Source organism: Flavobacterium hungaricum (assembly GCF_015182285.1).
GTDB classification, from domain to species: Bacteria; Bacteroidota; Bacteroidia; order Flavobacteriales; family Flavobacteriaceae; genus Flavobacterium; species Flavobacterium hungaricum.
Genome location: NZ_PRDM01000003.1, coordinates 584,627 through 598,147 on the forward strand (window position 1 = coordinate 584,627; position 13,521 = coordinate 598,147).

Consider the following 13,521-nt stretch of genomic DNA (forward strand, 5'->3'; position numbering starts at 1 on the left):
TTATTCTTAGGTCCTTGTTTATTAAGTGTTTAGGTTTTAGGCACGATTTTCCAAATACATTGATTAATAAAACTTTTTTATTATGGAAAATATATTTAACAAAGTCGGATACACTATTTCTAATCAAAAAAATAGTGAACAGGATGTCGTTCAGGATGTTTTATTTATTAAAAATCCAAATGGCAGTATTAGATGGATTTGGAATGCCAGCAATAGTCAGCCTCTTTTCTTGAAATTTTATAATGTAGGAGGCATTCGATCTAAAATTTTCACGTTGGCGGTTAAAATAATTTTCGGATTAAAAGTGCAGAAAATAGTTTTCAATAAAAAGACGTATTATTTTAAAAAACAGGAAAATTCCTTTTTTGATTGTACAGATAAATGGGCGCTATTTACAGGAACTGCTGGTGCCAACAATAAAGCTGTTTTATATACTGATGCATCCTTCTTTAAGATAGCAGCTACTGCCAATTCAAAAAGGTTAATTAGATCTGAGCATAAAGTTTTATCTAATTTAAATTTTGATTTCTTTCATATACCAAAGTCAAAACAAATTTCAGAGCACGTAATTCAACTTTCAGATATAACCTGTGGAGGAAAACGTACTAAAAAAATTGAAATTGCTCATCTAAAAGCATTGACCGAAATGAATTTTAAAGGACGTGATTTAATACAAATTAAAGATTGGAAATTATTTAATGAGCTGAAGTTTAATTTTAGTGAAATCACAGATGAGAGAATTCCTAAAAACATAATGAGAAAAATTTTGATGCTCTTGGATGACATTTCTAAAGACGATTATATTAATGTATCTCTTTCTCATGGCGATTTTACTTCATGGAATATGTTTGAGAACAAAGAAAAAATTTCATTATACGATTGGGAGTTATTTGCTTTTGACAGATCAACAGGCTTTGATTATTTTCATTTCATTATACAACAAGGTATTTTAGTAGATCGTAAATCCTGGAGAGAAATTTATCAGGATATAAAAGAACAATGCAGCGGTGAGTCTGCAGGTTTCCTATTCAATTATGATTTAGCAATACTCAAAAAATACTTAAAGTTTTATCTGCTTATCAATTGTATGAGTTATTTAAGAATATATTCTTTTCAGCCTAAGTGGCATACACAGGTAGATTGGTTATTACAAGTATGGAATGATGCTTTAAATGAATTTATTAAAGAGAAAACAGCCAGAGAACTTGTGATTATGGATATTTTCGACGCATTGCAAAATCAGGAATATGCGGCAATAAAATTTCCAAATACATATCCTGATCTGCTTAGCAGGAACTCTGACATTGATATCTTAATCAATAAAGGTCTTTCTGAATCAATCTTTAGGTTAGTTAAAAATCATTCATTAGTTGTAAAAGTATCTCAGAACAAAAAATCTTTTATGAACACTTTACAACTGGTAATGATTGATGGATCCATTTTATCCATCGATTTAATCTGGAAATTGAAAAGAAGAAATATAGTTTTTATGGATGCCCGAAAAGCACTAGAAAATGCTTGTATGAATAATTTTGGAGTGAAAAAGCTGTCATTTTTAGATACTCAAAATTATCTAAATGCATTTTACATTTTGAATAATTCATCAGTTCCTGAAAAATACAAAATATATGAAGAACAGGGAGCATATCAAATCGAAAAAAATGATGGCGATCAGGATATTCAGGATGTTTGTTTGAATAAAACAGATTTAATAAAACAACTTCGAAAAAAAAGAGAAAATAAAGGGATCTATTATTTTAGAAATGTATTTTATTATCTCTATGATACAATTTTTAGAAGTTTCTCTAAAGGATATGTAATAACTTTTAGCGGTGTAGATGGAGCCGGAAAATCTACCATAATTGAAAATGTAAAAAATATGATAGAAAAACAACTAAGAAAACCAGTAGTTGTTTTGCGCCATCGTCCTTCTGTATTGCCTATTATTAGTGTCCTCTTTAGAGGAAAAATGGCTCAGGAAAATTTTGAAAACACACTTCCTCACTCAGGAACTAATAAAAGCAGGTTATCTTCTTTACTGCGTTTTACCTATTATTATACGGATTATTTTTTTGGTCAGTTTGTGATTTTTATAAAATATACCATTAGAGGTTATGTGGTAATTTATGATCGCTACTATTTTGATTTTATAGAAGACAGCAAAAGGAGCAACCTTGTTTTATCTAAAAAAATATCATTCTTGGGATATAAATTACTGCTAAAACCGAGATTCAATTTTTTTCTTTTTGCAGATTCAGAAACTATTCTTAGTCGGAAAAAAGAGTTAGACGAGAAACTTATAAATGAATTAACCACTAACTACCGCAGTCTGTTTAGCAAACTGGAGAAAATAAACAGCACAACAGTTTATAAAACAATCGAAAATAAAGAAATAGATCTGACCCTGAGTATTGTTTTACAAACTTTAATCAATAGCTGATATGAAGACTCTTTTACAAAAACTGGTAAGGCTGCGCAATCCTAATTTTAGCCTTGATGACAGCTTAGACACCCTGGCTCTGGTACAATTTTTTTGGATACAAGGTCTGACCATTATCAGAGGTTTATTTGTCGTTTTTTATTTTAAGAAAGCCAAAGGACTTATGCTGGGCAAAGCCGTAACTTTTTTTAATCCTTCAAAAATACATTGGGGCAGGTTTTTAAGATTAGGCAATTATGTCGCTATTTCGGCGCTGGGTAAGAATGGGATTTGGTTTGGCGACAATGTTAGCGTAGGAGCCTTTAGCCGAATAATAATTTCAACCTCATTAAATAATCTAGGAGACAGTATTATAATAGGGAATAATGTGGGTATTGGTGAGTTTGCCTATCTCGGTGGGGCTGGAGGTCTTGAAATAGGAGATGATTGTATAGTTGGGCAGTATTTTAGCTGCCATCCGGAGAATCATAATTACAAGAAGAATAAGATTTTAATACGGCATCAGGGAGTTACGCGAAACGGAATAATGATTGGCAAAAATTGCTGGATTGGAAGCAAAGTAACCATTCTGGACGGGGTAGAAATTGGAGACGGCTGTGTGATAGCCGCCGGAAGTGTCGTTACTAAATCATTTCCTGAAAACTCTATTATTGGAGGCGTTCCTTCTAAACTTTTAAAATCGAGATTATGAGTACTAAAATCATTCTGGCAAGCTGCTATGCCGTAAATCCTTTTAAAGGATCAGAAGATGCAATGGGATGGAATTTTATAAAACAGATCGCCCGTTTTAATAAAGTATTTGCCGTTACCAGAGAAAATAACCAGGAGGCAATTGAATCTTATATGAAGCAAAATCCTGATGAAGTCTATAACAATATTAGTTTTATTTATTTTGATCTTCCATATTGGATGAGGTTTTGGAAAAAAGGCAGCCACGGCGCCATGTTGTATTATTGTATGTGGCAAAAAGGAATTGTAACTCATATTAAAAAGAAGAAACTCGTTTTTGATATTGTGCACAATGTAAATTTTCATAACGACTGGACGCCAAGTTTTTTATGGAAACTGGAAAAACCTATGGTTTGGGGACCAGTGGGACATCATCCTCTTATTCCATCTGTTTATTTAGAACCTTATTCAGTAAAATACTTTATTAAAGATCGTATTACCTGGCTGATAAAGAATTTATTCTGGAATTACTCAGCTGCACTTAAAAAAACAGTAAGTAATGCAAGCCATATATGGTGTATGAATACTGGAGTGGTAGAAAAACTAAATCTAAAAGGAAGCTCCTATTCAGTGTTTCCTTCAGTAGCGTCAGAAGATTTTGGTCAAGGCAGTAAGGATAAAAAAAGCCACTTCCAAGTTATAAGTGTCGGACGCTTTGTACCACTAAAAGGTTTTGATCTTAGTATTCGTTCTTTTATTGCGTTTTTGGACTCCGTTTCTTTATCAGAACGTGCCAATTGCAAACTAACATTGGTTGGATCAGGACCTGAGAGAGGTTTCTATGAAAAAATAATAAAAGAACATAATGTGCAGGACAATGTTGAAATAATCGAATGGATAGAACGCAAAGAACTAATGAAGCTTTATGAAAGAGCAACATTATTTCTGTTTCCATCACATGAAGGTGCAGGAATGGTGGTGGCAGAAGCTTTATCATTTGGCTTGCCTGTAATATGTCTTGATAACATTGGTCCTGGCCAGTACATTACAAAAGAATGTGGTTTTGTAATTCCTGAGTCTGATTATACTTCCTCGATTTTTAATTTAAAGCAGGCGTTAAGTAAGTTATACTTAAATGAGACATTATTCTCAGAAATGAGCGCTGGTGCAAGAAAGCGGTATCTGGATATATTTACCTGGGAGAGCAGGGGAGAACATTTAAATGCAATTTATAACAATTTGTAACATGAGAGTTATTGCCGTTCATTTATTAAACGATTACAGCGGAAGCCCTAAAGTATTGAAACAATTGCTTACCGGCTGGGCTAAAAGAGATATAGAACTCCATTTATACACCTGTAGCGGACGTGAAGGTTTTTTATCAGGGCTGCCTGATGTAAAATATAATTTTTACTGGTATAGGTTTATGAAAAATTCCGTGCTGAGATTGTTATTTTTTATGACCAGTCAATTTTTACTTGCTTTTAAATTGCTGTTTAGTTTAAAAAAGAACGACGTGGTTTATATCAATACCGTACTTCCCTTTGGAGCAGCTATTGCCGGAAAAATAAGAGGAAATAAAGTGATTTATCATGTGCATGAAACCAGCATGAAGCCGCTATTATTAAAGAAATTTCTTTTTGGAGTACTGGATTTATTTGCAAATGAGGTTGTTTATGTTTCTAATTTTTTAGCCGATAAAGAACCGGTAAATATTCAAAAAACAGTAATTTATAATGTTTTAGAAGAGGATTTTGTAAAATCAGCTTTTGCCAGTAAAAGGACAGATAAACAAGAAAAAATTATTTTAATGTTATGCTCATTAAAGGCATATAAAGGAGTAGATCAATTTTTAAAATTAGCGCAGGCGAATTCAAAATACCTATTTAAACTGGTGCTCAATGCATCAGTTTTAGAAATAAATAACTATTTCAAGCATGTAAAAATTCCCGAAAATCTATGCATTTATCCAACACAAACAGATACACATTTATTTTATAGAGAAGCAAGTGTTGTATTGAATTTGTCAGACCCTAAACTTTGGGTGGAAACATTTGGGTTAACCATACTTGAAGCTATGGCTTATGGACTTCCTGCAATTGTGCCTCCGGTTGGCGGAGTTACAGAACTTGTTACAGAAGGCAAAAATGGTTATTTGATTGAAAGCAGCAGGATTGATCAAATATCTGATAAGCTGCACGAGCTTTTTGAGAACAAGGAATTATATAGATCTATGAGCTGCAGCGCTGTTGAGTTGAGTAAAGAGTATAGTTTAGAATTGTTTGAAAAAAAATCAGCCGAAATTATATTCCATTAAAAAGAATAGAATCCAAAATTTGGAATTTTTGTAAAACGCGAATTGATTTAAGGTGTTGTATTTTAAGTGTTTAGGTGTTTTGTATGATTTTGGCAAAGAATATTTAAAATCGAATAGGCTATGAAAAACAAAAGAATCGCCATTATTGGCACAGTAGGTTTACCTGCAAAATATGGAGGATTTGAAACCCTTGCAGAACATTTAGTAAGTAACCTATCTGATAAGTATGATTTTAGAGTTTATTGTTCTAAAAAGAAATATAAAAAAGAAGAGCAATTACGATCCTATAAAGGAGCAAAGCTGACTTATATTCCACTACAAGCAAATGGAATTCAGAGTATTGCCTATGATTCTCTATCAATGCTTCATGCTTTGTGGAGCAGCGATATTTTATTAATATTAGGTGTAGCAGGTGCCTGGCTGCTGCCTTTTATTAGATTGTTTACTAACAAGAAAATTATAATCTCTATCGACGGTATAGAATGGAAGAGAGATAAATGGTCTTTACTGGCAAAACTATACTTATGGTGGTCAGAAATGATAGCAGTGAGGTTCTCGCATATCGATATTTCAGATAATGAGTCAATTCAGGATTATACAGCCGTTAGGTACAAAACATTAAGCCGCGTTATTGAGTATGGAGCTGACCATACGATGAAAGTATTACCCAAAAGTGATGATTTTGAAAAGTACCCGTTTTTGAAAACAAAATATGCTGTAAAAGTCTGTAGAATCGAACCGGAAAATAATGTGCATTTAGTATTAGAAGCCTTTAAAATACAAACTCAAATGACCTTAGTTCTGGTTGGCAATTGGAAAAATAGTGATTACGGACAAAAATTGAAGAAAATGTATAAAGATGTAGAGAACATTCATTTATTGGATCCCATATACGAACAGCGTGAAATAGATTTAATTAGAGGAAACGCTTCATTATACATTCACGGACATTCTGCGGGAGGAACAAATCCTTCTCTTGTAGAAGCGATGTATTTAAAACTGCCTGTATTCGCTTTTAAAGTCTCTTATAATATTACAACCACAGAAGGTAAGGCTGTTTATTTCTCCTCTTTAGAAGACTTAGTTGAAGAGCTAGGCGCAACATCAGAAAGCCAACTAGCAGATATAGCCAATGAAATGTCCTTAATTGCCGAAAGACGTTACACTTGGAAAGTTATCTCCAGACTATATGAATTGTTGATTAAAGAAGCGCTCTCAAGTAAAAGTAAAGTAAGCGTTTGTTCTGAATTAAAAAACCTGAACACTTCTTTTTTACAGGATTTTCAATTGCTGCATTTGCAGAATAGTAATTTGTTTTACGAAAACTAACAGATCATGAAAATAATATTTGAATTTTTATCCTATGGATTCTTATCCTTAATTTTGACCCTGATATTTATTCCGGCAGTTAAAAATATTGCCATTAAAGTTAATCTTGTAGACAAACCTAATTACAGGAAAGTTCATTTGGCAGCAGTACCTTTAGTAGGCGGTATCTCAATTGCCTTAGCCGTTTTTACTGCAATTTTTGTTTCAAATTACAGATTTTCATTCCTTAAAGAATATCTTCCAATATTGGCATCGGCGATAGTTTTGTTAATTGTTGGTGTTATCGATGACAAAAAAGACCTCAGTGCAAAATACAAATTGACGATCCAGTTTCTTTTAGCGCTGATAATTGCGTTTTCAGGTACAAGAATAACATCCTTCTATGGAGTGTTTGGAGTTTATGAAATTGTAATCTGGCAACAATATCTGGTAACAATTTTGATGATCACAGGTGTTGTCAATGCTTTTAACCTCATGGATGGAGTTGATGGTTTAATAGGAACACTGTCGCTTTTAGGCTTTTTAATCTTTCTTCTTATTGCAATTTATTTTAATGATTATAATCTGGCATTTTCCAGTACACTATTTATTGGAGCCCTTTTAGGTTTCTTAAGATTCAATTTAAGCAGTGAAAAGATTTTTATGGGAGATTCCGGTTCTTTGTTCATTGGCTTTATCTTAATTAGTGAAGCAATTAAGTTTTTGCAAAAACACGAAATCGGTAATAAACACTCCTCTGGCAGTTGCACCGTTTTATTGCTTATTTTATTTTTTTCAATTCCGGTTTTAGATTCTTTAAGAGTTTATATGGGAAGAATTAAAAGAGGTGATTCTCCTTTTAGTGCCGACAAATCACATTTACACCATCTATTTCTTGGGGCAGGATGTAGTCATAAAAAAACAACCCTTATGATTAGTGCAATTTTTGCTTTTGTACTTCTAATAGAAACATCAATGCAGTCTTTTCTGTCTTTAACCATTATACTTGTAACCAGTATTATCATATTTTCTATTATAGTGAGAATATTGATCATGATAAACAATCTTCATCGATGGAGATTTGTACTTAAAGATTTAGAAAATAAGCGGAATAGTTACTAATAGAAAGTGCTTAAAAATTGCTGTTACTTATTTCAATGTGACATTCAGTCCTATTAATCATTTTTTTGGACTTTTGAGTTTTTTTGCTGCTGTCGCATCTGAGAATAACTTTTATCTTTGGAATTTAATCCAGTCGAAAAATGAATACGAAAGGTCCTTGCTATCCGAGGTCCATTATACTGCGGGCAGTATATTTTAAGCTTAGGTTTACATTAAGTTATCGGGATCTTCAAGACCTTCGGCTTCCTCTCTTTTTAATTAGAACATGTGTTACAGAAAACGGGAGCTTTACTGCCTGCCGGTAAATTTTTTTGTTATTATTTCTCTGTACCTGAAGGGTGTAAATCCAGTTTTCTGCTTAAAGAAACGCGCAAATTTATTGGTGTTTTTAAAACCCAATTCACAAGCGGTAAATGCAATGGATCTGGATGTGTCAAAAAGTTTTAATTTGGCTGTTTCTGCAAGCTGTGAAGATATGAAGTCTTCCGCTGATAAGCCGGTTTGTTTAAAGACCTGATTTTCAAAATATTCATAACCCATGCCGAGTTTTTCTGCAAAATAGCATACAGTAGGGATGCCGCGGCGTGCGGTATCCTCACAGCTGTAATATTCTCTGATAAGATTTTTCAGGGTCTGGGTCATATTAAGACCAGTTTCGCGTTTTTCTATATGCATATCATTTTTTTATTCTTCAATCCGATAGTTTACGGCCCATTATTCCAATCAGGAGACCCTCATAAATACGCCGGCTGGATCTGCTTTATCTGCCCAAGTTAATTTTCCTTTTCAATATTGGCCGGGCTGGTTTTCTGGTTATAGAGCGTGGTTTTTACTTTCTGCCGGCGGAGGATTTTCTCTTATAAACAAGTATAAATCTTTCAGGTGCCAAAATACTGGACATCTCTCAAGGAGCTTAATAGCTGACAACTTTCCGTATTCATTGATAATAGTGTCTAAATCTGCCGATCTTTTTCCTCTATTTTTTTTTATAAAGCTTTGTAATCTGTTATCTCTGTCGTTAGTCTTTTTATTTCAGTTTCTTTTTTGTCCTTTTTACTCTTGCCATGGAAAGCGCGCCGGCTGTCAGTCCTGCAGCTGCGGCCAGCAGTACCGGCTCTCTTGTCACGCTGGCGACCGCAACGCCGATCACTATGCTGGTGGTGGATAATATACCGTCATTGGCTCCCAGCACAGCTGCCCTGAGCCAGCCGCTTCTGTCTATATAATGATTTTCATCTTTCATAGCTGCTTTTATTTAAATAATTTGGTCCAGTCCCGGTCTTCAGGTTTTTTGGGAACTCCTCCAAAATTAGTTTTCAGAAGCTCGCGGATCTGAAACTGCGTTTTATTGCGGGTCATGTTCTCCCACTGTTTAAAATCATAAATATGGATCTGTGCTGCATTTGTATTGACAGCAAATGAAATACCGGATATTAGGACTTTATATTTTTTTAAATCATTTAAAATAGTGCGGCTTGGAACCACAATAAGAATCTCTTCCCACTGCAGATAGTCAGTAGAATAGTCCTCTCTTTCATGCAGGGCGAGCGATTCAAGAAACGCTGTTATTTTCCGGCTGTTGAGCCGGCTGATGCTCTGGTCAATTTCTTTGAGTGCCTGCCTTAAATCGTTTTCATTTTTGATAACAGCCATTTTTTATGCTTTTTTCATAAGTAAAGTTACTTTGAAAAAACATAATATTGAACGAAAAAGACTATTAGAATGGTTCTAAATTTCTTTTAATATTTTTTTTTATGGCACAATTAGAGTATGTTAGTGCTGTAAAGAGAGGCTGAGTTCTTTTGTGTCCAATAGGGACTGTGAGAATTATTTTCTTTACGTTATAAAAGGGCCGATCTCCGAAGTTTGACCATAAATTATTCAAGCATAATGTACAGCATCAATACACAGCTGGCTTATTTCAAATACGGCCCGGATCCTAAAAGGATGCTGGTCAATATTACCTGGTTTAAGGCCGCCGTGATAAGTGATCTGCAGATACAGTGAGTTCCATTAAAGGACTTTGAAATTGAAGAGTTTAAGAGGTACATTGATCTGAATAAAAGTAATTTCCCAGGTCAGTATTTTATCCATCAGGCCAAAGAGGAAGGCCGCAATATATTTGCCTTGAATTCATTGAGCACTTCCTTATTTCCGTGCGGTATTATTTTATCTGGAAATAATGCACTGCAGAGCGGCAGTGATATCATTTATAAAGTTATGCCTGCGGTGCTTACAGATGAAAGTTATCTCCAGCAAAAAGCTTATGATATGAGCTTTGATCTATTGGGAAAAATTCAGGTTTATAGAATAAATTAACATACAGCCGGCAGCTGGGGTTCTGTCGCATCTATGACTAAGTTTTATCTTTGGTTTTTCAAAGCTAATAAAAAATGAATACTAAAGGTCATTGTTATCCAAAATTTACAATTCTTCAGGCAGTGTATTTTAAAATTACGATTTACACTTAGCTATCGTGACGTTGAGGAAATAATGAAGATTAGGGGGTTGATTGTGGATCATGCCACGATCCAGCGCTGGGTTTATAAGTTTACACCTTTGCTTGAGGCAGAGATGAAGAAGAGAAAAGGTAAGGTAGGTACAAGTTGGAGATTGGATGAGACCTATATCAAAGTAAAAGGCATTTGGTGTTATTTATATAGGGCAGTAGATAAATTAGGCAATACGGTTGACTTTCTTTTGACCAGAAGAAGACAGAGAATGAGCGCCCAGTCTTTTCTAATTAAAGCAATTAGTAATAATTGCCGGCCAAGAGTAATAAACATTGATAAAAGGGGTTCTAATACTGCTGCGATCAAAGTATATAACAAGCGTTCGTTCTCAAAGATTAAAATCCGGCAGTGTAAATATCGCAGCAATATTGTAGAGCAAGACCATCGTTTTATAAAATGGCGCATCCAAAATGGACTAGGTTTTAAAAGTTTTGAATGGGCCAAACGAACATTGAGCGGAATTGAAGTTGTCCATATGTTGAGAAAGAATCAGATGGTTAAACCAGGAATATCTATGTTTTAAATCATTCTGTAAATTGGCAGTTTGACTTTTAAATAACTTAAATTCTTACATTTGATTCTGATAGATGCGACATAACCTAACTATGAGAAATATAATTTTTTTAATCTTAACTATTTGTTTTTCTTGTGTAAGTTATTCTCAAGAAGTAAGTAAAAACGAATATGAAATTTACGGTACATTAATTGGAGAACAAGGTTATCAATTTTACCCGATAACTTTTGGGATACCAATTAATTTGAAATTAAAGATTCTATTTTTTATGAAATAGAGAAAATGAATATAAAATCTATTGACCAAAAAAAATTGATTAGAACAGCTTTAAAATATAGTATTGATAAAACTTTTAAACTCATAGAAAGCGACCAATATAAACAAATATATTTAAGTCCTATTTATTTCAAAAACAAGGATGAAGCCTATTTTATTTATATTATAAAAACAAATCTTAAAAAGCCCTATTCGTATTTTCAGCAGGTACATAAAATGGACGATAAATGGGTTTTGTCCGATTATTATATAATAAATTAGAGCAATAAAGCCGGCAATGCTCGGCTTTATTTATTTCACATCGTAAAGGGGGAAGCTTGGAAACAAATGCGTCAAGGATATTAAACAAAGTCTGTTTTTCTTCATCTGAAAATGTTTCTATGTGTGTGAGCAATAAATCAATGTTTTGTTTCACTCTAGTAACAAATAGTCGAAGATAGGAGAGAAGAAAATTAAAGCCGTAATGAAAAGGTAAACCATTTTTGTTAGTTAGTTAGTTAGTTAGTTAGTTAGTTAGTTAGTTAGTTAGTTAGTTAGTTAGTTAGTTAGTTAGTTAGTTAGTTAGTTAGTTAGTTAGTTAGTTAGTTAGTTAGTTAGTTAGTTAGTTAGTTGTTTTTCCTTTGTTTTTCACATATTATTTTAATTGTTTTAGATCTATTTAGTTTGATTTTGACCGTTGAGGGTGATGTTGGTTGGAGTGCGATAGTTCTATAAACTATGCTTTGCAGAGAAAGAGGTTCCTCCCTGATTTATTAAAATTCTATTAAATATTTAATTTTCGTATTAGTGAGATTTTGAATTTCCAATAAGTGGAAATAGAATTCGAACCTTAAAGTTCTGATCGCTAATGGGCACATGCATTTCAGTATTGTAACCCCAAAAGGTCGATAACTACATATTAAACTTCCACACCACTTGCAGTTTAAATGCGTTTCTTATCATTACTTTACTATCTTAGATTCCCGATGAGATTAAAGAGGTGCTGAATTTCAACATAGCGGTTAACGATCGTTACAAACCCGCAGGAAGCAGTGAGTACAAGGAAGTGGCAACTTTTATTAACTGCTCGTACTGGATCGGTATCAAGGCGGGGCAGTGGGTTAAAAAAGGAGCGGTAGTGCTGTTAAACGGCAGGCTGGGAATGCATGTGTATATTAACAGTGACGGGAACCCGCTGGGAAGTATTGATTTTCATGTGAATTCTATGAGTATTATTGCTTTTGCGAAGAGAAACGGAAGCGGTAATACTGACAGCGAAGATGCCGGCAGGGTAAAGAAGGGAAGAAAAGGGGACAGTTCAGAGAAAGGAAAAGGTAAAACTTCTGATGAAGTGCCTTTTTAAGGGAATGTTTGATAATTTAAAAATTAGAAATCATGGCACATCAGATTCATTTTAACGAGCAGACAGGAAGACACAGTTTTTACAGCGTAAAGGAAAAGCCTTGGCATAATTTAGGACAGACAGTGCAGGACTATCCGACAAGCGCGCAGGCAATTGCCCATGCAGGGCTGGATTTTGAAGTGGAGAAAAGAAGGCTTTTTACACCTTCTGCTTCAATAGTGGCCCGCGATGAGATTATTTCAGGAAGGCTGGATATAACAGAGTACTGCAGCACTGTGCGGACCGATACCGATACCGTTTTGGGTGTCGTGGGGAAAGATTATCATATCGTGCAGAACAGGGATGCATTTTCGTTTTTTGACAGCATCGTTTCAGGAGACGGGATTCTCTATGAAACAGCAGGTGCGCTGGGCACCGGCGAAAGGATTTTTATCACTGCTAAACTTCCTGATTATATCAGAGTGGGGAAAGAGGATTTAATTGAAAAGTATCTTTTCCTGACCACCTCCCACGATGGGAGCGGGAGTATTACGGCCGCCTTTACGCCGATACGAATTGTATGCGCCAATACACTGAATGCCGCCCTGCAGTCCAAAACCAATACAGTGCGCATCCGCCATACCTCAAATGCAAAAGACCGTCTCGAACAGGCTCACAAAGTAATGGGGATAAGCGATAAGCTTTCAGAAGGACTTGAGGCAGTATTTAAGTACTGGACAAGAGTACGCATCTCAGATAGAGAAGTTAAAAAACTCATTCTGTTTTAAATTGCAGAAACATGACAGCGGAACAAGAATTGGAAATGGATGCCTGAGTGCTGGCGTCTTCCGCACTGCGCGTATCATGACGCGATAAGGCATTGAAAACATTATTGGAAGATGGCAATCTGCTTTACTGGTGCATCGGAAAAAATGATACTCTGGAGCCGGAAAAGGTTCTTCTTCATTTAAAATTCCCGTATAATCATGTTTCGGGAGGGCTGGAAGTGCTTCCGGAACATAAAAAACATTTTTATTATCT

General features: G+C 34.6%; 11 protein-coding genes and 3 pseudogenes. 11 read left to right on the forward strand and 3 right to left on the reverse strand.

What is annotated here, in order from left to right; translation table 11 throughout:
• Positions 1 to 82 precede the first annotated feature (82 nt).
• The 6 genes from C4F50_RS15590 to C4F50_RS15615 all read left to right on the forward strand — a co-directional run bounded on the left by C4F50_RS15590 (position 83) and on the right by C4F50_RS15615 (position 7,856).
• Positions 83 to 2,440: a hypothetical protein gene (locus tag C4F50_RS15590; RefSeq protein WP_194139568.1), complete on the forward strand. Its 2,358-nt coding sequence runs from the start codon at positions 83 to 85 to the stop codon at positions 2,438 to 2,440.
• Between the two features lies 1 nt (position 2,441).
• Positions 2,442 to 3,131, forward strand: a complete 690-nt coding sequence (locus C4F50_RS25825; RefSeq protein WP_194139569.1) for an acyltransferase — start codon at positions 2,442 to 2,444, stop codon at positions 3,129 to 3,131.
• Entirely contained in the window at positions 3,128 to 4,354 is a 1,227-nt protein-coding gene (locus C4F50_RS15600; RefSeq protein WP_194139570.1) for a glycosyltransferase family 4 protein, read from the forward strand. The genes C4F50_RS25825 and C4F50_RS15600 overlap by 4 nt, the downstream gene beginning before the upstream one ends.
• Position 4,355: 1 nt before the next feature.
• Positions 4,356 to 5,426, forward strand: a complete 1,071-nt coding sequence (locus tag C4F50_RS15605; RefSeq protein WP_194139571.1) for a glycosyltransferase family 4 protein — start codon at positions 4,356 to 4,358, stop codon at positions 5,424 to 5,426.
• 120 nt (positions 5,427 to 5,546) lie between these two features.
• The gene (locus C4F50_RS15610; RefSeq protein WP_194139572.1) at positions 5,547 to 6,755 is read left to right on the forward strand and encodes a DUF1972 domain-containing protein; all 1,209 of its coding nucleotides are present in this window, start codon (positions 5,547 to 5,549) and stop codon (positions 6,753 to 6,755) included.
• A 6-nt stretch (positions 6,756 to 6,761) separates the two neighbouring features.
• Positions 6,762 to 7,856: a glycosyltransferase family 4 protein gene (locus C4F50_RS15615; protein WP_194139573.1), complete on the forward strand. Its 1,095-nt coding sequence runs from the start codon at positions 6,762 to 6,764 to the stop codon at positions 7,854 to 7,856.
• A 288-nt stretch (positions 7,857 to 8,144) separates the two neighbouring features.
• Here the strand turns inward: C4F50_RS15615 and C4F50_RS15620 are convergent, their stop codons facing one another.
• From C4F50_RS15620 to C4F50_RS15630, 3 genes and pseudogenes are all read right to left on the reverse strand, one after another.
• The gene (locus tag C4F50_RS15620; protein WP_194139574.1) at positions 8,145 to 8,531 is read right to left on the reverse strand and encodes a helix-turn-helix domain-containing protein; all 387 of its coding nucleotides are present in this window, start codon (positions 8,529 to 8,531) and stop codon (positions 8,145 to 8,147) included.
• A 385-nt stretch (positions 8,532 to 8,916) separates the two neighbouring features.
• A pseudogene (locus C4F50_RS15625) lies at positions 8,917 to 9,099 on the reverse strand (VIT1/CCC1 transporter family protein); the annotation flags it as partial.
• An 8-nt stretch (positions 9,100 to 9,107) separates the two neighbouring features.
• The gene (locus C4F50_RS15630; protein ID WP_194139575.1) at positions 9,108 to 9,509 is read right to left on the reverse strand and encodes a hypothetical protein; all 402 of its coding nucleotides are present in this window, start codon (positions 9,507 to 9,509) and stop codon (positions 9,108 to 9,110) included.
• Positions 9,510 to 9,992: 483 nt separating this feature from the next.
• Here C4F50_RS15630 and C4F50_RS15635 point away from each other — a divergent pair, with 483 nt between their 5' ends.
• The 5 genes and pseudogenes from C4F50_RS15635 to C4F50_RS15655 form a co-directional block, all read left to right on the forward strand.
• Entirely contained in the window at positions 9,993 to 10,175 is a 183-nt protein-coding gene (locus C4F50_RS15635) for a hypothetical protein (RefSeq protein ID WP_194139576.1), read from the forward strand.
• A gap of 74 nt (positions 10,176 to 10,249) precedes the next feature.
• Positions 10,250 to 10,892, forward strand: a pseudogene (locus C4F50_RS15640) (IS6 family transposase).
• 273 nt (positions 10,893 to 11,165) lie between these two features.
• Complete coding sequence (locus C4F50_RS15645; protein ID WP_194139577.1) at positions 11,166 to 11,420, forward strand: hypothetical protein; 255 nt, start codon at positions 11,166 to 11,168, stop codon at positions 11,418 to 11,420.
• 718 nt (positions 11,421 to 12,138) lie between these two features.
• Complete coding sequence (locus C4F50_RS15650; RefSeq protein WP_194139578.1) at positions 12,139 to 12,501, forward strand: single-stranded DNA-binding protein; 363 nt, start codon at positions 12,139 to 12,141, stop codon at positions 12,499 to 12,501.
• 32 nt (positions 12,502 to 12,533) lie between these two features.
• Positions 12,534 to 13,259: pseudogene (locus C4F50_RS15655) on the forward strand (DUF932 domain-containing protein); the annotation flags it as partial.
• Between the last annotated feature and the right edge of the window lie 262 nt (positions 13,260 to 13,521).

What these genes read in the sequence shown, in the direction of transcription:
- C4F50_RS15590 (WP_194139568.1), top strand. Translation starts at nt 83, where the DNA reads ATGGAAAATATATTTAACAAAGTCGGATACACTATTTCTAATCAAAAA.
- C4F50_RS25825 (WP_194139569.1), top strand. Translation starts at nt 2,442, where the DNA reads ATGAAGACTCTTTTACAAAAACTGGTAAGGCTGCGCAATCCTAATTTT.
- C4F50_RS15600 (WP_194139570.1), top strand. Translation starts at nt 3,128, where the DNA reads ATGAGTACTAAAATCATTCTGGCAAGCTGCTATGCCGTAAATCCTTTT.
- C4F50_RS15605 (WP_194139571.1), top strand. Translation starts at nt 4,356, where the DNA reads ATGAGAGTTATTGCCGTTCATTTATTAAACGATTACAGCGGAAGCCCT.
- C4F50_RS15610 (WP_194139572.1), top strand. Translation starts at nt 5,547, where the DNA reads ATGAAAAACAAAAGAATCGCCATTATTGGCACAGTAGGTTTACCTGCA.
- C4F50_RS15615 (WP_194139573.1), top strand. Translation starts at nt 6,762, where the DNA reads ATGAAAATAATATTTGAATTTTTATCCTATGGATTCTTATCCTTAATT.
- C4F50_RS15620 (WP_194139574.1), bottom strand. Translation starts at nt 8,531, where the DNA reads ATGCATATAGAAAAACGCGAAACTGGTCTTAATATGACCCAGACCCTG.
- C4F50_RS15630 (WP_194139575.1), bottom strand. Translation starts at nt 9,509, where the DNA reads ATGGCTGTTATCAAAAATGAAAACGATTTAAGGCAGGCACTCAAAGAA.
- C4F50_RS15645 (WP_194139577.1), top strand. Translation starts at nt 11,166, where the DNA reads ATGAATATAAAATCTATTGACCAAAAAAAATTGATTAGAACAGCTTTA.